This window comes from Solibacillus sp. FSL R5-0449, assembly GCF_037975215.1.
Classification (GTDB): Bacteria; Bacillota; Bacilli; order Bacillales_A; family Planococcaceae; genus Solibacillus.
Genome location: NZ_CP150239.1, coordinates 296,394 through 317,910 on the forward strand (window position 1 = coordinate 296,394; position 21,517 = coordinate 317,910).

Genomic DNA, 21,517 nt, shown 5'->3' on the forward strand with positions numbered 1-21,517 from the left:
CTATGCCAATTCAATTTTCGGAAGGTGGAATTTATCTTATAAAATTCTGGGGGAATGTTATAGAGAAAAATGTGACACCTTTTTGAAAATATGAAATTGCACCCTATATATCGAGAATGAATGATTAACTTACCAAATCATATCTGTTAAGATGAATAACAGGGTAGGGCATAGTAAACAGCCTAAACCTGTGTAGAAAGTAGCTGTAACGGCGCCATACGGGACCAATCGTACATCCGTTGCAGCTAATCCTCCCGTAACACCGGAAGTAGTTCCCATTAAACCACCGTAAACCATTGCTGTTAATGGATTGTTTAAACCGATGAATCGTGCGATAAACGGTGTTCCTACCATTACTAATACCGATTTTACTAACCCTGCGGCAATACTGATTGCAATAACTTCTGAACTAGCACCTAATGCAGCTCCTGTTACTGGACCAACAATATAAGTAACTGTACCGGCACCGATTGTAGCAAGACTTACAGCATCTGTATAACCGAAAATAAGTGCAAAAATAATACCAACTACAAACGATAATCCAACACCGATAAATAGTGATGAAATCCCGCGAATACCAGCTTTTTTGATTTCGTCAAAGTTTGCTCCGAATGATGTAGCTACAATAGCGAAGTCACGAAGCATGCTGCCACCTAAAAGACCGATACCTGCAAATAGCGAAACATCAGCTAAACCTTTTGTACCTTCACTGTAAACACCGCCGAAATAAGCTAATACTAAACCGAGAACAATCGCAATAGCCGACCCATGAATAAGCCCCTTTGTTAACTTATTTGAAATCAAGTAAGCGACATACATTGTAATCCCGACAATAACGAATCCCGTAATTAAACCATTCGATTCTAGTGCAGTTTTTAGAGCTTCCCACATATTAGTTTACCTCCCCTGTTGCCGGGTGATTTTTATTGAACTCAATGGCAGATTCCTTCGCCTTTTTCCCGCTTAACAATGGAACAACTAACCAGCTAATAAGTACGACTGCAATTCCTGCGATAATCGCTAGAGGACCTCCAGTTAATGCACCTAATACATTTTGACTTGCTGCCATTGCGATAACGATTGGGATATACATTGCATTCCAGAAAGCTAAGCCACTTTGGGCAGCTATACTGATTTTCCCGCTCTTCTGCAACTTATCAACCACCACAATTAATAGTAACATCGCAATACCTACGCCACCCACATTCGAATCAATCCCCATTAAAGCTCCGATTAATTCACCACAGAACATCCCAAATAAGAAACACCCAGCTAAAATGGCAACACCATATATAACCATAATTACACCCCTTTGATTGTTTAGAACAGTCGACTGTATTCTGAATATAGAATAAACAATAATAAATACATAATCAAGAAAAATATTATTTTTTTTAGAGAAAAGTAGATAATACGATTGAAATTTATGTTTTAAAGATATATTATAAATTGTATACAGTCGACCAAGTTCTTATAGAAGGAGAAGGTTAAATGAATTATTTTGAAAGAGCATTGGACAATGCCTTATCAATTAGAATTGCCAATAACTTGCTCGAACAAGTATTGAATGGTGAGTTAAGACCTGGAGATCAAGTCGTTGAATCCATTTATGCAGAACAGTACGAAACGAGCCGCTCTCCTGTAAGAGAAGCGATTTATTTATTAGCTACTGAAGGAATTATTGAACGTGTCCCTCGAAAAGGGGCATTCATTAAAGGCTATACATTGGATGATATGAAAGATTTACTGGATGTGCGAAACCATTTGGAAATGCTGGCAGCAGAACGTATCGAAAATCCGAGTAAAGAAAAAGGCACTCTGAAAGAAATGAAAGCCGTCCTAACGAAGATGACGAAAACAAAAAGCTATACAGAATATACGCACTTAAACTATCAATTTCACTTTCTCATATTCAAATTAAGTAATAGCTTAGTGCTAAATGATATGTACAGTAAAATAGCTATCCCATTATTACGAATTCAAGTAATCCACTTTTCAAATAACGAAATTATTGATAAGTCGATTTTGGAGCATACAAGTATTTACGAATGTTTAAAGAATGATGATTTGGATCAGCTGAAGTCCATTTTAAGAAAGCATACAGAGGATGTAATCTTCAGTGTCCGTAATAAGCAGTTGTAAAACAAAGGGAGGGGGAAGTTAACGATGAAACAGGCATGGCTTTTTCCAGGGCAAGGTTCGCAATATGGCGGTTTTTTGGAGTCACTTCCTACACACCCTGCTATTAAAGAAACTTTGGATGAAGCTTCGGATGTTTTAAAAACAGACATTAAGCTGCTCGCAACAGCAGAAAAACTAATGAGTACCAAAAACGTCCAGATTACAATGCTGGCAGCCGGTGTTGCAACAGCCCGAGCCTTTTTAAATGAAGGAGCAAAACCGGACTATTTGGCGGGTCACTCGGTAGGGGCATTTGCCGCTGCAGTGACGAGCGAAGTACTAACATTTAGTGATGCCCTGGGTTTAGTCTCACTTCGGGGAGAACTGATGGAATCTTTACAGGATGAGGCGTATGGAATGGCAGTTGTTGTAGGGTTACCTGAATCAACTCTTATAGAAATAACTCAGAAATTCCATACGGATGAAAAACCGGTCTATGTATCCAACCGCAATGCACCGCAGCAGTTGACTTTATCAGGGCATAAAGAAGCCATGCAAAATGTATTGGATTACGTAGCAGGAAAGGGCGCAAGTTCAGCAAAGATGCTGAATGTTTCTACACCATCCCATTGTCCTTTGTTTTTACCGGTTCAGGACCGATTGGCAAAAGAGATGGAGAGCATAACGCTCCAAAGGCCGAAATTTCCGTTGATTTCAAATCGAAATGCACGAGTACTTCGCCAGCCTTCCCGTATTATTCAGGATTTGGCTGAAAGTATTGCGTTACCTGTCAGGTGGCATGATGCGACTTCGATTTTATTCGAAAATGGTGTTCGTCAATTTATTGAAATGTCGCCAGGAGATGTATTAAAAAAACTTGCCAAAAATGCGTTTCCGGAAGCGGATAGCTATAGTGTGGAAAAGAACGGATTTAATGATTGTCTATATTTAGCAAAAAATGAAGGGGTGTAAATATGGTATTAATACAACAACAGCGTTCTTGGTCAACAAGATTAGAAGGAAAGAAAAAGAGATTGGCGGAAGTGGAGCATCTAGTGAATGGTGTAACAATTCCTACAGAAAAAATTGTAGACGTACTTGAATTGCTTATTAAACCGGGGGATCGGGTTGTTCTTGAAGGAAACAATCAAAAGCAGGCGTCATTTTTATCTCAAGCGCTAGTGAAGGTCGATCCAGAGCGTGTACATGATTTACATATGATTATGTCCAGTGTGTCGCGTCCGGAACATTTAGATATTTTTGAAGAAGGAATCGCAAAGAAAATCGATTTAAGTTTTGCAGGGCCTCAAAGTTTACGTATCGCACAGATGATCGAAGATGGCCGATTGATTTTAGGGGATCTGCACACATATGTTGAGCTTTATGGGAGACTTTTTATCGATTTAATTCCGAATATTGCGTTAGTCGCGGCGGATAAAGCAGACCGCTTCGGAAACTTATATACAGGACCAAATACGGAAGAAACGCCGACAATTGTAGAGGCAGCGGCTTTCCGTGACGGAATTGTAATCGCTCAAGTAAATGAAATTGTGGATGAATTGCCACGTGTCGATATTCCGGGTTCTTGGGTAGATTTCATCGTTGAAGCGGATGAGCCGTATGAACTGGAGCCGTTATTTACTCGTGATCCACGCCATATTACGGATATCCAGATTTTACAGGCGATGATGTGTATTCGAGGTATTTATGAAAAACACGGCGTTCAATCTTTAAACCATGGGATTGGCTTTAATACCGCTGCAATCGAGCTGCTGTTACCTTCTTATGGTGAGCAATTAGGCTTGAAGGGGAAAATATGCAAAAACTGGGTTCTGAATCCGCACCCGACACTGATCCCGGCGATTGAAACAGGATGGGTAGAAAGTGTTCACTGTTTTGGCGGTGAGCTAGGGATGGAAAAATATGTAGAGGCACGTCGCGATATTTTCTTCACAGGGAAAGATGGCAGCCTTCGTTCGAATCGTACATTGGCACAGCTTGCAGGTCAGTATGCAGTAGATTTATTTATCGGATCGACACTGCAAATGGATGCATACGGAAATTCTTCGACAGTAACAAAAGGGCGCGTTGCAGGTTATGGTGGTGCACCGAATATGGGACATGATCCAGGCGGACGCCGTCACTCAACGGAAGCTTGGTACAACATGATGACGAGTCAGGATGAATTGGCTCGCGGGAAAAAACTGGTGGTTCAAGTAGCAGAAACATTCCAGGATGCCAATACACCTGTCTTTGTTGAACGCCTAGATGCGATTGACGTAAAGAAACAGGCGAACTTGGCAGTTGCTCCGGTTATGATTTATGCGGAAGATGTTACACATGTTGTGACAGAAGAAGGGATTGCCTACTTATATAAAACAGATAGCCCGGCAGAACGTAGAGAAATGATCGCTTCGATTGCAGGGGTAACACCATTAGGAATGGAAAATGATGTGAAGCGTACAAAATCACTTCGCGAGCGCGGTTTAGTGGCAATGCCGGAAGACTTGAATATTTTACGCGGTGAAGCGAACCGTTCATTATTGGCGGCAAAAAATATTGATGAACTTGTTCAATGGTCTGGTGGATTATATGAGCCACCAACGAAATTCAAAAGTTGGTAAGGAGCTGAAGGAATGAAACAGCATGTAATTTGTAAACGGATTGCTGATGAGGCAGTTGCAGCATTAATCGAAGAAGTTCAATTAACACCAAAGCCTGGTTTAGTAGATACAGACAATAATGGTGCACATCATGATTTATCTTTAACAAAAATGCAAAATTCAGCCCATTCATTGCACAATACGTTTTATCAAATGGCAATGCTGAGTTTCAACCGACAGCCGACAGTAGAAATAAGGGAACAATTTGGGGCAATAGGACGGAATGGCGAAAAGGAAATGTTTGCGGTTACTGAAAATAGTAACACGCACAAAGGGGCGATCTGGTCGATTGGATTACTTTGCTCTGCAATTGCAAGAAGACAGGGCCAAGTACTTTTTCCGCAAGTATTTAATGATGCTGCAGAATTGGCCAATCTTCCGGATCAATATATTCCAAAGTCCAAAACGAACGGAAGCAAAGTAAAAGAGAATTATGGAATTCCGGGTGCGAGAGAAGAAGCCCAACAGGCATTCCCTCACATTCAAAAATATAGTTTGCCAGCGTTTTTACAGGCGGCACAGAAGATGTCGCTAAGAGATGCGAAGCTTACGACATTGTTAGTACTGATCGCAAATTTAAACGACACTTGTTTACTTCATCGAGGCGGTCTTGAAGGATTGGAAATGGCGAAGCGGGAAGCGAAAAAACTGCTGACTAACTTTTCAATTTCAAATATGAAGAAACTTGATGAATTGTATATTAAGCACTGGTTATCTCCAGGGGGTTCGGCTGATTTGTTGGCAGCCACAATATTCGTAATTAATATGTCAGATAAACTGAAAAGGGGTGCACAGCATGGAAAAGTTGAATTACACGTTTCAGGCAAATCGTCCGGTTACTAAGCAGGCGCATATCGGGGTTGTAGGATCGGGGGATTTAGAAATACTGATCCAGCCAATCGAAGGCTCGGAAACAAAAGTAGAAGTTCGTACAGGAATTACAGGTTATGCTGAAACTTGGCAAAAAGTAGTGGAGCGCTTTGTTTCTCAGCAGGATATATTGGCTTCGATTAAGATTAATGATTTCGGTGCAACACCAGGTGTCGTATCGATACGACTTGCACAGGCAGCGGAGGTGGTTTTCGGTGAATAATTCTATTACATTACCTGTAAGTATAGTAGAAAGTAAGGCTAGAGAACGTGCACTTTTACTATTAGATGAAGGAACAGCACATGAAATATTAGGTCCATTCGACTTTTTTGAATCACCTCATCTAGAAGCGCAAAATATCGTTCCGCAAAGTGATGATGGAATGATTATCATGCAAGGGACCATCCGTGGCCGTCGTTCATTAGTTATTTCAATAGAAGGAAGTTTCCAAGGCGGAGGAATCGGTGAAGTTTCCGGCGCGAAATTTGCAGGGGCTTTAGAGCGTGCATATGCGTCATGTGAAGCAGGAGAACTTATTTATCCGGTTATCATTTACGATACAGGCGGCGTTCGTCTGCAAGAAGCGAACTACGGACTTCTTTCGATTGCTGAAATTAGTTCAGCGATTGTCGCTTTGAAAAAATATGTACCTGTCATCGGTATCATTCCTGGGAAAGTCGGTTCTTTCGGAGGGATGTCATTAACAGCAGGTCTTTGTTCCGCTTTAATTATGACACGAGAAGGGCGTCTTGGTATGAACGGTCCTGAAGTAGTTCAGCAGGAAGCGGGTATCCAAGAGCTGAATGCAAAACAAAAGCCGTTTATCTGGAAAATGATTGGCGGGTCAATGCGCCATAATTCAAACTTAGTGGATGCAATCGTTGAAGATGATGTCGTAAACTACTTAGATACGCTGGAAGACTTATGGGCAAAAAACAGCTTCAAACAAAGAACAACAGAGTACGATACATTTTTAAATATGCTGAAGCACTTACAGTTTGAAGAAAAAATCAGTACGGAAGAAGCACAGGAAATTTTGAGCAACCGAGCTGAATTGGCAAATGCTGAAGCAACGGTGGCGGATGGGGAAAATCCAAGCAGAGGCCGTACATGGTTTAATGCATTTACAAATAATGCACCATCGATCTCAGAGACACCATCAGTCTTAGTGGCTGATGCTGAATTAAATGGAGAAAAAGCGCGTTTTATCGCTGTCGTGCCAAACAGTGAAAGTAAATTTTACCGTGCCCGCAATGGGGAGTTTGGTCTGCAGGAAGCATGGACTGTTGCGAAATATATTCGTCAGGCAATTGAAGAAGATAAAAATTCAGCGGTTAAAAGATTAATCGTTCCTATTGTCGATGTTCCAGGTCAGGCATTCGGCTATCACGAAGAATTATTCGGTATTTACTTAGCTTGTGCAGCAAGTGTTGAAGCGTATGCAGTTGCGCGACAAAGCGGACATCCAATCGTTACATGTGTTGTAGGTAAAGCGATTTCAGGAGCATTTTTAGCACACGGTATGCAAGGTAACCGTATTATTTCGCTTGATGATTCAGAAGTGCAAGTACATGTAATGTCAAAAAAATCAGCAGCGCTTGTTACAATGCGTACTGTTGAAGAGCTGGACGAATTTGCAAAATCTGTTCCATCGATGGCGTATGATGTCCATTCATTCCAAACGCTTGGCGCATTACATGAGTTGATCGACGGTATTAACGCAGACGAACCATCTAAAGAACAAGTTCGAAAAGTTCTTCATACAATTGTAATGGCAAAAGAAGATATTATTCAATCTGGAGACAGAACGTTAGCAAATCGAATTCAATCAAAAGTAGCGGTTGAAAACGGCCGTAAAGCATCGATTGCTGTACGTGAAAAGATCACACAGCAATGGAACTAACTGTACATGATTTAGTTTATTTGAAGGCCATGGATCAAATCGAGTATTTCGGTGAATATCCGGATTGGTTGAGTGAGGATGAAATGGCTCAAGGCATTGCTGTTGTAAGACGTATGAAAGTAGAGGATGGGAAAGTGGCGATAGGCTTCCGGGGGAATAATCGCTCGAAACGGTTTGCAGCGGTTACAACAATCTCGAATATTAAACGTGTAATTCGGCCGTTTGATATTTTAGGAAATTCATATCCCAAGACGCATCTTCAATCACTTGCTCACATTGAAAAGGTATTGGATGGTTTTAAATGGGGCATTGGAGGAAGTGTCGGCTTTTCCATGGCAACGGGAATCAATGTGTGCCATGAAAAGAGTGATATTGACATTGTCATGTACTGTGAAAAACTGCAGCAGCTGGATCAGTTGAAACCTATTCTTGCACAGCTGCAAAAGAGTGAGCACCGTGTGGATGTCCAAGTGGAGATTTTAGGCGTTGGAGCGGTTGTTTTAGCCGATTATTTACAACACTCTTCTTTTATCGTAAGGACGGGTACTGGGCCGATTCTGCTTGAAAAAGAATCATTAATTTATAAAGGGTAGTCTGTTTTCCCATTGAGTAACTAGCGGTTATTCAATGGGAATTTTTTTTTACCCACAAAAAAACACTTTCACCATTTCAGTGAAAGTGCTTGTAAGTATAACTGTTATAGGCTGTTATGTAAGCAGCCACATTGCCGTAGTTATTATAGAAAGTTTTAAACCACCACTCCTCAAAGTGGGTGTTCGCAAATGCTATCCTGTCTATCCTGAAGTCAAAAGAGTCCAGGCACGCCATTCCAACATCGATGTAAAACTCCCTGTATAAGTATAAAGGTTAAAACTTAATATTCGTACGTACAACGTAGCCTTATTGTTATCTTATAGTAAGTTAAATCGGATTGCAATAAAGTATGTTTTTAAAAAAAAGTCAAATGATTTGAATGGGATTATTGAAGATTTTGCGGAATAAAATGCTGGAATTATTTCCAAAATAAAAAAGCCTTCCTTATAAGTCGGAAGCCTTCTGTTATTATTCTGTATGCTGTTGTAAAATGTTTTCCGTTAGAATTGCTATATCGATGACCGTCTTTTCCGCTACAACATCAGATAAAATTTCGTTACGGAAATAGTCCACAGATACCGGGAGGTCGATTAAAAGTAACTTGCTGAGTGCTGTTTCATACATATGAACAAACTCTTTGTCGGTATTTCCGCGCTTCAGCTCTGAGAATGACTCGTAAAACTGATCCAGCTTATCGGCAAACTCAAGCAGCCTTCCTTCTATTGTTTCGTCTTTGCCTTCTTTCATGCGGTCAAAAAATACGTCTTGTAAATCAAGTGGAATTTCTTCTCGGATGAATTTCTCCATCATTTTTTCTTCGACATGTGAAAGCATCTGCTTTAGTTCGACACTTGCATGTTTGACAGGTGTTTTAATATCTCCGATAAATACTTCGGCAAAATCGTGATTAATCGTTTTTTCGTATAACGATTTCCAGTCGATTTTACTGCCTGCACGTTCTTCCAATGTTGCAAAGAACATCGCGTACTGAGAAACCTTCCATGAGTGTGCTGCCACATTATGCTCTTCAAATTTAAAGCGACCGGGACAGCGGATGATGCGCTCTAAATCATTTAAACTTGTAAAAAATGTATGAATACCTATAATAATCACTCCTTTACATTTTTATCATCAGTATACTATTAGTTATACCCGAAAAATGTTTCTTTAAAAGTGTTTAACTGAAATTTAACACATCGTTTACATAAGGGAGAATGCCAAAAATTACGTTCAATTTTCTCATATAAATTCGTTCATCTAATATAGTATGTAAAATTTTTAAAATGTCTCCTTCGATTGTTCATATGTAATTCAAATTGCCAATAACAGACGCCCAGTCGAAATACTTATATTTAAAAACAGAAAGGACGCTCACGTGAAATTGTGAGCGTCCTTTCGTTTTTAGATTCTAAACCTGGATATCAATCGTTTGTCCTTTATAAGGATGGGGTGCTGGAGTTGCTTGTGGCTGAGGCATCTCTTCAATCATTTGAACAGCAGTTGCCACACCGGTATTCATTGCCTTGTCTAAAATACTCATCTGGACAGTTTGCTGCAACGATGCCAACTGAGCTGACATAATGGCGTTTAATTCCATAGTAATCCCTCCTTTTCATGTATCCCGCATTAACGGACACAGGTATGACGATTTAACTTGTGTTCCTTCAAATAGTGGATTTGGAAGAATACCACTGTTTAAAGTTGCACTTTATATCGTCAAAATAGAAAGAATTATTAAAGGAATAAGGGGATTTGTAATAAGTCTGACAACGGATTTCCAATTATTTTTTGCTCCTTTCCTGTCTCTCCGCAAAAAAATGGTAAATCTATGTATAAATCGCTTCAAATTTAGTAATAATTATCCAAAAGCTCTGCAATGTGCTTGTAATGGAGGGTTCATATCCGCGTCATCGTGTTGCAATGTATTTGCTGTAAGGTTATAGGCAGAGTCTAAAAAACCTAAATTTATTTGGGATTATGGAGGGACAGAAATTTGACAAAGAAAAAATTAATGGCAGTTCTATTAGCAGGAGTATTCGCTACAGGGGGGCTATTTGCATCTCAAGCTTCTGCAGATACTTATACGATCCAACCTGAAGATACACTTTATAAAATAAGTAAACAATTCCAAACATCAGTGGAAGAGATAAAGGAATTAAATAATTTAACGAGTAATACAATTTATGTTGGAGATACATTAAAAGTTGGCGGTCATGATGAGAAAGTATATACGATTGCACCAGGCGATACATTATTCCATATTGCATTGGCTCATGATGCCACTGTAGACCAGCTGCAAAAATGGAACAATATCAACTCGGACTTAATTTTCCCGGGTGATTCGATTACTGTATCCGGTCCACATCAGGAATATTCTAAGAGTGAAGTGAAAAGCGCTTCAGGTAGCACACAGGCAAAAACTTCAACAAGTTCAGCTCCTGATTCAGGAAGAACACTGACTGTTGAAGCGACAGCGTATACAGCCTATTGTGAGGGTTGTTCAGGGACAACAGCAAACGGTACGAATTTACGCGCCAATCCAAATTTAAAAGTAATTGCGGTAGACCCACGTGTCATTCCATTAGGGACAAAAGTTTGGGTTGAAGGATATGGAGAAGCAGTTGCAGCTGACACAGGCGGGGCAATTAAAGGCAATAAAATTGATGTATTTATTCCAGACCTAGGTAATGCCTATGAATGGGGCCGTCGTACAGTGCAAGTAAAAATTCTAGACTAATACGAAAAGAAGCCACTCAATTTTGGGTGGCTTTTTGTATATTCAGCCTTCTTTATTGAAATACTAGCTGTAAGGAGGGGATAGTGTGCGAGTATTTAGCTTATTTTTATGTGTACTATTGTTAAGCGGATGCGGTTTATTTCAAAAGGAAACCGTCCCGGTAAGTGCACCGGAAACACTATCTGCGAAGGCGCAGATGTATGATACAGAAAACAATCTAGTTGGTGAGATTTTATTTAAGGAATCCTCTAAAGGAGTCGAACTGACTGCTGTATTAAATAGTTTACCGCCGGGTGATCATGGAATCCATCTTCATGAAGTAGGGAAATGTGAACCCCCTAGCTTTGAATCGGCAGGTGGTCATTTCAATCCTACGAAAAAGCAGCATGGTGTGAAGAATCCAGAAGGACCACATTTAGGTGATTTACCGAATATTACTGCGGATGAATCAGGTGAAGTGGAATTAAATTTTGTGACAGCCGATTTTACACTGGAAAAAGGAAAAGAAAATTCACTGTTTGATGCAGATGGCACGTCAATTGTTATTCATGAAAAAGCCGATGACTATAAAACAGATCCATCAGGAAATTCAGGTGCGCGAATTGTGTGTGGGGTAGTCGAGTAATAGCGCAAAAGCAAGAAACGGAAAATATGAAAAACACCTTTTTCTCATAGTGGGGAAGGGTGTTTTTTCTTTTTTTGAATAATATTTTTGAGTTATTAATTTACAGATTATTCAAAAACATTATATATATTAGAAAAATAATTTTATTCATTTTTTATGCATTTTGCTACAGCCTTTAAAGGGCAAGAAGGATTTTGCAATCGAAGGCCCTTAGTGAAAAACATCATTTTATAGCACTTTTATGATTTTTATAGAATATTATAGTTAGCTTAATAATTAGATTTGTAAGATATTAATTGACTTTTGAATATTCGTGTATGTAAAATGAAATTTATAATGAGGTAAAAAGGGGGAAAAATTTATGTTCAAAACTAAAAATATGCTTTTTTTACTAGTACTTAGTGCTTTCATTTTAGTCTTGGCTGCATGTGGCGGAGACGACGAAGCCGAAACATCTACTGGTACAGACACAACAGATTCTGGTTCTGAAAAGGCGGATTTCGGTGATGTTAAGTTCTTAAGTATTTTGACAGGTGGAACTCAAGGTACTTACTACCCATTAGGGGGAACATTTGCAGATTTAATCACAACGGAAACAGGGGTAAAAACAACTGCTGAAGTATCACAAGCTTCTGCAGCAAACATGACAGCTTTAGCTGCAGGTGACGGAGAAGTTGCATTCGTTCAGACAGATATCGCTTACTATGCAACTCAAGGGACTTTAATGTTCGAAGGTCAAAAAATTGACTCTGTAGTAGCATTAGGTGCTTTATATCCAGAGACAGTTCAATTAGTAACATTGGCTGATTCAGGCATTAAAACATTTGCAGATTTAAAAGGTAAAAAAGTTTCTGTAGGTGCACCAGGTTCTGGTACTTATGCAAACGCTGAACAATTATTGGAAATCCACGGATTATCAATTGAAACTGATATTCAAGCACAAAACTTAGACTTCGGTGAGTCTACTGATGGTATTCAATCAGGACAAATTGATGCTGCATTCATTACAGCTGGTTACCCAACTGGTGCTGTAGAAGCTTTAAACGCAACAAATGGTGTACACATCATTCCGGTTGAAGCAGACAAAGCGGCAGAGTTAATCGAGAAATACCCATACTATGCTGTGGATAATATCCCTGCTGGCACATACGGTTTGGAAGCAGAAGTTCCTGCAGTTTCTGTAGGTGCAATGTTAGCGGTAAATAAAGACCTGCCAGAAGATTTAGTTTATGCAATGACAAAAGCAATCTATGATAATACAGATAAAATTGGTCACGCAAAAGGCGAATTTATTAAAGCTGAAACAGGCTTAGACGGAATCGGTATTGACGTACACCCAGGTGCACAACGATACTTTGACGAAGTAAAGTAATTAGGGAAAACGAAGGGCCTCTGTCGCAAAGATAGCTTCAGAGGCCTTTGTTGTATTTTCAATTTAAGCGAGTGATCTTCCAAATGAAAAAGTGGATTTTTATTATCCTGGTTTTTCTAGGTGTTATTGTGTTGTTTATTCCTTTTGAACGGAGTATCACTTTTACCGAGACAAGAGTTCAAAAGCCTGTCCAACATTTTTTGCCGTTAAAGGATGAAAATGAGTTCCAGCTTGTTTTTACACATTCCATACATTTAACGGATGTGACAGAGAGTTATAAAGTGCTGCCTACAAATGAATTTCAGCTGCTTGCAATGGAGTACACGGATGTGGCAATAGGGATGCCGGGTCATGCTGAAGAAGGGCAGACACTGCATTACGAAGATGGTGTTTATACACTTCAATATAACGATGCAAAATTAGAAGAATTTACGTTACATATTGGGAATGTCGACTATAAATTAAATCTGCAACATAAAGGGAAAATCATTCCTTTAAAAAAGCATTTAATACGAGGGAAATCGTATACAGTAACAATTCAAAAGTTGTCTTTATATGACAAATTGAAAGGAGTCGATTTAGGTGGCTGACAAAAAAGAGACTTTAGATCCGGGAGCTTTACACGAATCACTGACTTTGGAACAGCAGAAGGAATTACTTGAAAAATATGATTTGGAATCAAATCAGCGTAACCCGCAAAATTTCATGAAGTATATCATCTATTTTGGTTTGCTGGCATTTACACTATTCCAAGTATACACAGCAATTTTCGGACAGTTTCCTGCGCAAATTCAGCGTACGGTTCACTTAGGATTTGCTTTAACGTTTGTATTTTTACTCTTCCCGGCAAGTCGTAAGCTATCGAAACGGACAATACCGTTTTACGACTATATTTTAGCGATTATTGCTATTGTTGTGGGAAGTTATTGGGTAATCAATTATGACCGGCTTGTTCAAAGTTTAGGTCAACTACAAACAATGGATTTCTATATTGGAATCCTGGCGGTAATTATCGTATTGGAAGGTGCCCGTAGAGCAGTCGGTTTACCAATCACTATTATTGCCGGGCTGTTTTTACTTTACGCATTTTTCGGTCCATACATGCCGGACTTTATGGCACACCGTGGTCAAAGCTTGGATAGTATTGTGAACTTAATGTTCTTCTCGACAGACGGTATTTTAGGGACACCATTAGCAGTATCTTCTACATTTATTTTCGCGTTCCTATTATTCGGGGCGTTTCTTGTAAAAACAGGGGTAGGAGAATACTTCAATGACTTAGCAATTGCGATTGCCGGAAAATTAACGGGTGGTCCTGCAAAAGTTGCGATTTTCTCTTCTGCACTGCAAGGGACAATTTCAGGAAGTTCTGTAGCGAACGTAGTAACTTCCGGTTCCTATACAATTCCGATGATGAAACGTCTCGGTTACAACAAAAACTTCGCAGGTGCTGTAGAGGCATCGGCATCTACAGGTGGTCAGTTAATGCCACCGATCATGGGTGCTGCAGCGTTCTTAATGGTTGAGTTTATTGGTCGTGGCGTCACATATTGGGATATTGCCAAGGCTGCTGCCATTCCGGCAATTTTATACTTTACAGGTATTTGGATCATGACACACTTTGAAGCAAAACGTTTAGGATTACGCGGCTTAAAAGACGAGGAAATGCCTGATCGTTCGAAAGTATTCAAGAAAATTTACTTACTTATTCCGATTGTACTGATTATCATTCTGATGATGTCAGGTGTACCGGTAATCCACGCGGCACTATACGGAATTATTTCTTGTATAGTTGTAGGATTCATTAACCCGGATATTAAATTCGGTTTTAAAGAAATTATCGACGGGATGGTTGAGGGTGCACGCTCGGCATTGGCAGTTGCTGCTGCAACAGCTTGTGCGGGTATTATCGTCGGCGTTGTTGTAAAGACAGGATTAGGGCTGTCTCTTGCAAACAGCTTAGTTAAATTAGCAGGAGGAAGCATTCTCCTTACATTATTCTTTGTAATGATTGCTTCGTTAATTTTAGGTATGGGTGCACCGACAACAGCAAACTATGTTATTACATCAACGATTGCTGCACCAGCAATCATCGCGTTACTGGCGCCTGATGTACCAGCAAGTGCAGCACCGCTTGTTATTGTTTTATCAGCACACTTCTTCGTGTTCTATTTCGGTATTATTGCGGATATTACACCGCCTGTTGCGCTCGCCGCCTTTGCAGCATCCGGTATTTCAGGAGGAGACCCGATTCGTACTGGTGTGAATTCCTCGAAACTTGCTATTGCGGCATTCATTATCCCGTATATGATCATCTTCTCACCGGCACTGCTTATGATTGATGTGACGATATGGCAAATTTTATGGGTAGTGTTCACTGCAATCATGGGTATGATTGCTATAGGTGTCGGAGTTATTGGTTACTGGTACCGTGCTGTAAGCTGGATTGAACGTATTGTTTTACTTGGTGCAGGTTTAGCAATGATTTACCCTGAATCATTATCAGATACAATTGGACTTATTGTATTTGGTGTTATGTTCGTGATTCAATATATTACTAGAAATAAAGGAAATGGATCCAAAGTGGCCATTTCATAAAAATGAAGGCGCCTGAAATTTATTTTAGGCGCTTTTTCCTATTGATCTCAGAAATAGATAGATTTAATACTTTTTATGCATTAAACGCAATTATTTGTTGATTTTCTTGAAAAACCATTATATTATTTAAATTAACTAAAAATTCAAATAATTAAAAGGGGAGAAATGATATGTCAACACTTTTAAAGTCGACGTTTGAAACATACTTATTTGATGAAGAGGTGGAGTTTGAGTTAGCCGAGCAGCAAGAGGTAACGGAAAGCGAAGAACGCACGCAATATCCGCAAGGGTTTTTCTCAAGCTTATAAAGGAGTCTTTAAAATGAAAATAAAATTATTACGGCGTCTATCCAACAAAACTGATTGGATAGATGTCGTTTTTTTAGGCACTAATAATGTAGTATGCAAAAATTGTACTGTATAATAGAAGTACTAAATAATATTTGAGGTGCGTTTCATGTTAGCGGTTAACTCTACAGAACAAATGATTTTTGATTGGTTTCAATATTTCCATGCAAACCCTGAAGTAAGCTGGAAAGAATTAAAAACAACAGCAAAATTAGCAGAAATCTTAGATGATATGGGCGTCAGCTATAAAAAATTTGATGATGTAACGGGCCTTGTCGCGGAAATCGGAAAAGGCGAAGAGATAATAGCGGTTCGCGCTGATATAGATGCACTATGGCAGGAAGTGGATGGCGTTATGCAGGCAAACCACTCTTGTGGACATGATGCAAACATATCTATTGTACTAGGTGCGCTTTATGCATTAAAAAATGAATCATTAAATAAGAAAATCCGTTTTATTTTCCAACCGGCTGAGGAGACAGGTGGCGGGGCATTGGCAATGATTGACCGCGGTGTTATGGAAGATGTTACGCATTTATTCGGTGTTCATCTACGTCCGATGGAAGAGCTGCCATTAGGGAAAGTGTCACCTGCAATTTATCATGGCGCAGCAGCATTCTTAACTGGGACAATTACTGGCATTGATGCACATGGCGCTCGTCCGCACCAAGGGAAAAATGCAATCGATGTTGTGGTAGCGATTCAGCAAATGCTGAAAAACATCCACGTCGATCCGTTTGAAGTGTACTCAGCGAAGTTAACGAAGATTGTAGCGGATGGCGGAAGCGTCAATATTATTCCGGGCAATGCAACTTTCTCGATTGATGTACGTGCACAGAAAAATGAAGTATTGGCGCAAGTGCAACGTGATGTGGATAAAGGCTTGAAACAAATTGCAGAAATGTTCGATATCGGGGTTGCATGGGACTGGATGGACGTTACACCAGGTGCGGAAGTATCATCGGAAGCAGCAGCAATTGCAGAACGCTCGATTGTGGAAGCACTTGGAGAGAAAAGTCTGGCACCGGCAGTAATAACACCGGGAAGTGATGATTTCCACTTCTATACGATTAAAAATACAGAGTTGAAGGCGACGATGATCGGTGTTGGTGCAGATCTTGGTCCGGGACTCCATCACCCGAAAATGACCTTTGATGCAAAGGCATTAATCGATGGCGCCAAAGTAATGGCAGCAACATTGAAAAACAGTGCAATGAAATAAGATGGTGGGCGATGCTATGTAGTTGGTAGCATCGTTTTTTTGTGTGGTTTTAGTTGTAGTTGAAGCGGCGCTGCGATATTAGAAAAGTTTGACCGGATATTAGAAAACCGGGGAGACTTATTGGAACTTTTCAAGGTTTATTAGAACAAGTGGGCTATATATTAGAAGATCTCCCTTGGCCTATAAAGAGCTGTGACTGTGCCCCGGACTTTTACTGGCAGGTCACCGGTTTATTAGAACTTTTTCAGCGATATTAGAAAAACCGGGTTACTTATTAGAAGATCGGATACCTTTATTTGAACATCTGTAACTTTTATTAGCACATCGGCCTACTTTATTAGAAGATCCGGAATTTATTAGAACTTTTCAAGGTTTATTAGAACAAGCTGGCTATATATTAGAAGATCTCCCCCGGCCTAAAAGAGCTGTGACTGTGCCCCGGACTTTTTCTGGCAGGTCACCGGTTTATTAGAACTTTTTCAGCGATATTAGAAAAACCTGGTTACATATTAGAAGATTGAGTACCTTTATTTGAACTTCTGTAACTTTTATTAGCACATCGGTCTACTTTATTAGAAGATCCGGAGTTTATTAGAACTTCTTAAGCTTTATTAGAACAATTGGGCGATATATTAGAAAATCTCCCCTTGGCCTAAAAATGCTGTGACTGTGCACCGGACCTTTTCAGGAAGTTCACCGGTTTATTAGAACTTTTTAAGCGATATTAGAAAAACCGGGTTACATATTAGAAAATCGGATACCTATATTTGAACTTCTGTAACTTTTATTAGCACATCGGCCTACTTTATTAGAAGATCCGGAATTTATTAGAACTTTTCAAACTTTATTAGAACAAGTGGGCTATATATTAGAAAATCTCCCCCCGGACAACCAACCTCAGCCATACAAAAAAGTGCCGCTATTATTAAGCGGCACTTACAAAACAAAACCCTACTTCATCGGGCAAAATCCGCACGCCATTAAGCCGGGGATATCCTTTGAAAAACAGCAGCTTTTCCGAACAGGCTGATTGATGAGAGCGGAAGGGCTTTTCCCGCCTGTGTATTTTAAAAACAGCGATTTATCCGAGAAGTAACGCCAAACATTTTTATCTTCGAGCATGTCCAGATCCTCGAAAGCGCGGTCAGCCAATGCCGGATTTTCAAGTAAAGTATGGAAGTGCCAAAGCATGTATCCGAAAATATTTTCCCACAAAGTCAGCGGTGAAATGGATGTTGTTTTCCGTAACTGGCCAATAACAACGGATGTCTTGTATAAAATATCCGTCATTACTCGTTCGCGTTCATCATCCTCCACATAGCGGAAATCATTCGGGTTTATATACATCCCGAGTGTATGAATACCGAACTCCTGAACAATAGCAAAACGCAGATCTTCCGGCTTGCCGTCCCAAACTTCATCATACGTCGTCAGCATATAAAACTGCATCGCCACAAACATGCCGTAGCGACGCCCGAAGTGGGAGATGGCCGCAGCTTCCGTAGCAGCATTTGTAATACCCATCATCAAATTGCGAAAATCCGTCAAATAAAAGTCTTTATGTAGATTCGCCAATGTAAATAATGGGCGGTCCGGTTCTTCGGTAAAAATACTATAGGAATTTAATTGTCGTACTTGATCATAAGAAAGTGCAGGCATATGTATCACCTTTTCTAAAAAATATTTATCCCGCATTAACCGGTAGTAGAACGACCTGTTAATGCCCGATTGGTTCGACTAACAATCGTTGGGGGAGGAACACATCCCGCTGATTGAAGTTTTACTTTATATTTACTATACCATTTCTCTTCCTAAACGAGGTGAAAAACGCTATAATAAATTAAACATATAAGAAAGGTTGGTATTTATGGCGAAACCTATTTCTGTACCAAGACCATTAGTGCGTGTAAATCAGTGGGTTATATTTTTATCAGTCGTTATCACATGGGTGACAGGACAGTACTGGATTTTGGCGATTCCGTTAATTGCAAATTTACTTGGGATTTTCACCGGGTTTAATCCGATAATGCGCTTTGCGAAAATATTTTTAACAAAAGACATCAAATCTTATATTCCTGAAGATATCGGACAGCAAAAGTTCAATTCAGCGATTGCGAGCATTTGTCTGGCGGGCGGAATAGTAGGGTTTGCCTTTAATTGGCCGGTCGTTGCATACAGCTTTACGATTATGGTGGCTGTTGCATCCTTTGTCGCAATTTTAGGTTTTTGCATTGGATGCTTTATGTTATTTCAATTCAAACAATACCAATATCGTCGAACAGTAAAAAATTCTTAAGAAGAATATTGGAAATGGGTTGACAATGATATTGATAATCATTATCATTATAACTGTAGCAAGAGCTTATTTGTAATACAGTACAAATAAGTCTGGGCTAACAACTTTTCTCCAGGAGTTTGTTAGCTCAGCCATAGCGTTCTAAACCCCCTCATTTAGAATGTAAGTTTGACTGTGTGTCAGACACTTAGTTTTTCACCCTTTATATTTTTCTTTTAGTTTTTCTTCCTTAATTGGGAGACCCATTGCCCGTGTCGCTTACAGATACGGGTATTTTTGTGTGCAAAAAATTTCTTAAACTTTTTTGAAACTTATTTTGAATTTCTCCGTCTGTACGTTGCTTAAGCAAAAAAGATAGGCGGAGGAAATGATGAAAAAGTTAATTGCTGTAGGGTTTATCGCTGTTTGCGTATTATTCCTGACAATTGAATATAGAGGTTCAAGTGAAAAGATTGAACGGGCCGTTGCAAATGAAAAGGATTTGGCGGGTCTGGAAAATGGAAACCCAATCGAACAAGCTACACATCTATTTGAAAAAGTTATTGTCCTGAATGAGGAGCAGCCGATTTATATAAAAGGAAATGCGCTCACTGAAATTGGAGTTGTTCATGCGAATACTTCATTTGCGATTGTTGGGGAAGATGAACTTTATTATGAACTGCGATTCGGGAAAATTTCGGCCTTTATTAAAAAGGGAAGTGCTGCTGTAGAAAAACGTCCGCTTGAGACATTGGTAAATACAGAAATAACAAATTCAATTAAAACGACAAAAAAAACAATTGTATATGAAGAAAAAAGCCTTAAGAGCAGTGCACTGATGCAGCTTTCACAAGGGTTCCGCTACCCGGTAGTGGGGGAGATTGATGAGTGGTTTGTCATTAAAGTAGGAGAACGTGCCGGTTATATACATAAAACATCAGTTGAAATAGATGAAGGAATTCCAGTTTTAGTGTATCATCATATTTTGCCGAAAGAAGAAATGGTGACAAATGCAAGTACGGTTTCTGTACAATCATTTGAACAGCAAATGGCCTTTTTAGCTGAAGAGCAATTTACAACAATTTCGACAACGCAGCTTTATGATTATTTGGAAGGTCGCCAAATTTTACCGGTTAATTCAATACTCATTACATTTGATGATGGTTTACTATCGACAAAGGTCTATGCTTATCCGATTTTAAAGGAACATGGATTTTCTGCCGTACAGCATATTATATCTTCTCGTACAGAACGTTTCGAAGGTGAACAAGTTTTTGATGCGAAAGGACCGCTTCAATTTTTCACAGCCGAAGAGATGCAGCAAATGACGGATGTGTTTCAGTACGAAGCGCATACACATAATTTGCATCAGTTCAGCAATGGGGCAGGGATCCGCATTAGAACTTTCAGCTGATGACATTGCGAAGGATTTGCAGCAAAATGTTAATATGCTGACGAATGCGACTTCTTTAGCGTATCCATTCGGTCATTACGATGAAGATATGATCGCAGCGATGAAGGAAGTCGGACTGTTAATCGGTTTTACGACAAATAAAGGCTATGCGAATATGCATCAATCAAATTATGAGGTCAATCGTTTCGGTATAACTGAAAATAATACATTTGAACAGTTCACGTCCTTTGTAAAGGGGGTGGGCTGGTCTTAAGGATATAAGAAGGTGTAAATCGTTACATGAGAGAATTTGATGCAATTGTTGATGAGCACACGCGTTATTTAGTACGCATCGCTTATTTGTACGTTAAAAATTGGGCTACCGCCGAGGACATCGTACAGGAAGTGTTTGTAACATACTTTCAAAAGAGCGACCAGTTTCGCAATGAGTCGTCATTGAAAACGTATTTAACAAAAATGACAGCCAATCGCGCAAAAGATTATTTACGCTCATGGAAGCATAAAAAGGATGTTGTTTTTGAAACGATCTTTGCTCAAACAAAAGGTACGGACGAGGAAGTTATACAAAAAGAGCATCTTGCATCACTTGAACAGAAGTTATTCCAGCTACCACTGAAATACCGTGAGCCGCTCATTTTATTTTATTATGACGAACAGTCCATTGCCGATATTGCCCTGTATTTACAACTGAATGAAAATACGGTCAAAACACGTTTGCGCCGAGCAAAGCAACAATTGAAAGAGTTTTTTAGCGAAGAGGGATTGGAGGAATGAT

The 21,517-nt window shown here is 39.6% G+C and carries 23 protein-coding genes and 1 other RNA gene; 18 read left to right on the top strand and 6 right to left on the bottom strand.

Going from position 1 to position 21,517, the window contains the following annotated elements; genetic code table 11:
• Window positions 1-129: 129 nt before the first annotated feature.
• Both madM and madL read right to left on the bottom strand, forming a co-directional pair.
• On the bottom strand, window positions 130-891 hold the full coding sequence (gene madM, locus MKY27_RS01465; RefSeq protein WP_339197132.1) for a malonate transporter subunit MadM: 762 nt from the start codon (window positions 889-891) through the stop codon (window positions 130-132).
• A 1-nt stretch (window position 892) separates the two neighbouring features.
• On the bottom strand, window positions 893-1,300 hold the full coding sequence (gene madL, locus MKY27_RS01470; RefSeq protein WP_339197134.1) for a malonate transporter subunit MadL: 408 nt from the start codon (window positions 1,298-1,300) through the stop codon (window positions 893-895).
• Window positions 1,301-1,491: 191 nt separating this feature from the next.
• On the opposite strand from madL, the gene MKY27_RS01475 reads away from it, so the two are divergent.
• The 7 genes from MKY27_RS01475 to MKY27_RS01505 are packed head-to-tail and all read left to right on the top strand — an operon-like array spanning window position 1,492 to window position 8,151.
• Window positions 1,492-2,142 carry a GntR family transcriptional regulator gene (locus MKY27_RS01475; protein ID WP_339197137.1) on the top strand — a complete coding sequence of 217 codons (651 nt, stop codon included), beginning with the start codon at window positions 1,492-1,494 and terminating at the stop codon, window positions 2,140-2,142.
• A 24-nt stretch (window positions 2,143-2,166) separates the two neighbouring features.
• Window positions 2,167-3,093 carry a malonate decarboxylase subunit epsilon gene (locus MKY27_RS01480; RefSeq protein WP_339197140.1) on the top strand — a complete coding sequence of 309 codons (927 nt, stop codon included), beginning with the start codon at window positions 2,167-2,169 and terminating at the stop codon, window positions 3,091-3,093.
• A gap of 2 nt (window positions 3,094-3,095) precedes the next feature.
• Complete coding sequence (gene mdcA / locus MKY27_RS01485) at window positions 3,096-4,745, top strand: malonate decarboxylase subunit alpha (protein WP_339174878.1); 1,650 nt, start codon at window positions 3,096-3,098, stop codon at window positions 4,743-4,745.
• A gap of 12 nt (window positions 4,746-4,757) precedes the next feature.
• Window positions 4,758-5,627 (top strand): triphosphoribosyl-dephospho-CoA synthase, encoded by an 870-nt coding sequence (locus tag MKY27_RS01490; RefSeq protein ID WP_339174879.1) that lies wholly within the window; start codon window positions 4,758-4,760, stop codon window positions 5,625-5,627.
• On the top strand, window positions 5,581-5,877 hold the full coding sequence (locus tag MKY27_RS01495; RefSeq protein ID WP_079523867.1) for a malonate decarboxylase subunit delta: 297 nt from the start codon (window positions 5,581-5,583) through the stop codon (window positions 5,875-5,877). Before MKY27_RS01490 ends, MKY27_RS01495 begins: the two co-directional genes overlap by 47 nt.
• Entirely contained in the window at window positions 5,870-7,558 is a 1,689-nt protein-coding gene (locus tag MKY27_RS01500; RefSeq protein WP_339197143.1) for a biotin-independent malonate decarboxylase subunit beta, read from the top strand. Before MKY27_RS01495 ends, MKY27_RS01500 begins: the two co-directional genes overlap by 8 nt.
• Entirely contained in the window at window positions 7,549-8,151 is a 603-nt protein-coding gene (locus tag MKY27_RS01505) for a malonate decarboxylase holo-ACP synthase (RefSeq protein WP_339197145.1), read from the top strand. Before MKY27_RS01500 ends, MKY27_RS01505 begins: the two co-directional genes overlap by 10 nt.
• 119 nt (window positions 8,152-8,270) lie before the next feature.
• On the opposite strand, the gene ssrS is transcribed toward MKY27_RS01505, so the two are convergent.
• The 3 genes from ssrS to MKY27_RS01520 form a co-directional block, all read right to left on the bottom strand.
• Window positions 8,271-8,462: non-coding RNA, 6S RNA (ssrS, locus tag MKY27_RS01510), on the bottom strand.
• A 158-nt stretch (window positions 8,463-8,620) separates the two neighbouring features.
• Entirely contained in the window at window positions 8,621-9,265 is a 645-nt protein-coding gene (locus tag MKY27_RS01515) for a YfbR-like 5'-deoxynucleotidase (protein WP_339197147.1), read from the bottom strand.
• Window positions 9,266-9,560: 295 nt separating this feature from the next.
• Entirely contained in the window at window positions 9,561-9,749 is a 189-nt protein-coding gene (locus MKY27_RS01520) for a YjfB family protein (protein WP_339174884.1), read from the bottom strand.
• A gap of 396 nt (window positions 9,750-10,145) precedes the next feature.
• Between MKY27_RS01520 and MKY27_RS01525 the strand changes: the two genes are divergently transcribed.
• From MKY27_RS01525 to MKY27_RS01555, 7 genes are all read left to right on the top strand, one after another.
• Window positions 10,146-10,889, top strand: coding sequence for a LysM peptidoglycan-binding domain-containing protein (locus MKY27_RS01525; RefSeq protein WP_339197150.1), 744 nt, complete (start codon window positions 10,146-10,148; stop codon window positions 10,887-10,889).
• A gap of 85 nt (window positions 10,890-10,974) precedes the next feature.
• Complete coding sequence (locus MKY27_RS01530; RefSeq protein ID WP_339197152.1) at window positions 10,975-11,514, top strand: superoxide dismutase family protein; 540 nt, start codon at window positions 10,975-10,977, stop codon at window positions 11,512-11,514.
• A 361-nt stretch (window positions 11,515-11,875) separates the two neighbouring features.
• A complete protein-coding gene (locus tag MKY27_RS01535) occupies window positions 11,876-12,886 on the top strand; it encodes a TAXI family TRAP transporter solute-binding subunit (protein WP_339197154.1) in 1,011 nt (336 codons plus the stop codon).
• An 83-nt stretch (window positions 12,887-12,969) separates the two neighbouring features.
• Entirely contained in the window at window positions 12,970-13,476 is a 507-nt protein-coding gene (locus MKY27_RS01540) for a DUF1850 domain-containing protein (protein ID WP_339197156.1), read from the top strand.
• Window positions 13,469-15,484, top strand: coding sequence for a TRAP transporter permease (locus MKY27_RS01545; RefSeq protein WP_339197158.1), 2,016 nt, complete (start codon window positions 13,469-13,471; stop codon window positions 15,482-15,484). The genes MKY27_RS01540 and MKY27_RS01545 overlap by 8 nt, the downstream gene beginning before the upstream one ends.
• Window positions 15,485-15,654: 170 nt before the next feature.
• Window positions 15,655-15,792: a hypothetical protein gene (locus tag MKY27_RS01550; RefSeq protein WP_014824892.1), complete on the top strand. Its 138-nt coding sequence runs from the start codon at window positions 15,655-15,657 to the stop codon at window positions 15,790-15,792.
• Between the two features lie 148 nt (window positions 15,793-15,940).
• Entirely contained in the window at window positions 15,941-17,053 is a 1,113-nt protein-coding gene (locus tag MKY27_RS01555; protein WP_339197159.1) for an amidohydrolase, read from the top strand.
• 951 nt (window positions 17,054-18,004) lie between these two features.
• On the opposite strand, the gene MKY27_RS01560 is transcribed toward MKY27_RS01555, so the two are convergent.
• On the bottom strand, window positions 18,005-18,712 hold the full coding sequence (locus MKY27_RS01560) for a Fe-S oxidoreductase (RefSeq protein ID WP_339174892.1): 708 nt from the start codon (window positions 18,710-18,712) through the stop codon (window positions 18,005-18,007).
• 208 nt (window positions 18,713-18,920) lie between these two features.
• On the opposite strand from MKY27_RS01560, the gene MKY27_RS01565 reads away from it, so the two are divergent.
• From MKY27_RS01565 to MKY27_RS01580, 4 genes are all read left to right on the top strand, one after another.
• Window positions 18,921-19,349 carry a DUF4395 domain-containing protein gene (locus MKY27_RS01565; protein ID WP_339197161.1) on the top strand — a complete coding sequence of 143 codons (429 nt, stop codon included), beginning with the start codon at window positions 18,921-18,923 and terminating at the stop codon, window positions 19,347-19,349.
• A 367-nt stretch (window positions 19,350-19,716) separates the two neighbouring features.
• The gene (locus tag MKY27_RS01570; RefSeq protein ID WP_339197163.1) at window positions 19,717-20,742 is read left to right on the top strand and encodes a polysaccharide deacetylase family protein; all 1,026 of its coding nucleotides are present in this window, start codon (window positions 19,717-19,719) and stop codon (window positions 20,740-20,742) included.
• Window positions 20,708-20,995, top strand: coding sequence for a hypothetical protein (locus MKY27_RS01575; RefSeq protein ID WP_339197164.1), 288 nt, complete (start codon window positions 20,708-20,710; stop codon window positions 20,993-20,995). Before MKY27_RS01570 ends, MKY27_RS01575 begins: the two co-directional genes overlap by 35 nt.
• A 26-nt stretch (window positions 20,996-21,021) precedes the next feature.
• A complete protein-coding gene (locus MKY27_RS01580; RefSeq protein WP_251690566.1) occupies window positions 21,022-21,516 on the top strand; it encodes a sigma-70 family RNA polymerase sigma factor in 495 nt (164 codons plus the stop codon).
• Window position 21,517 lies beyond the last annotated feature (1 nt).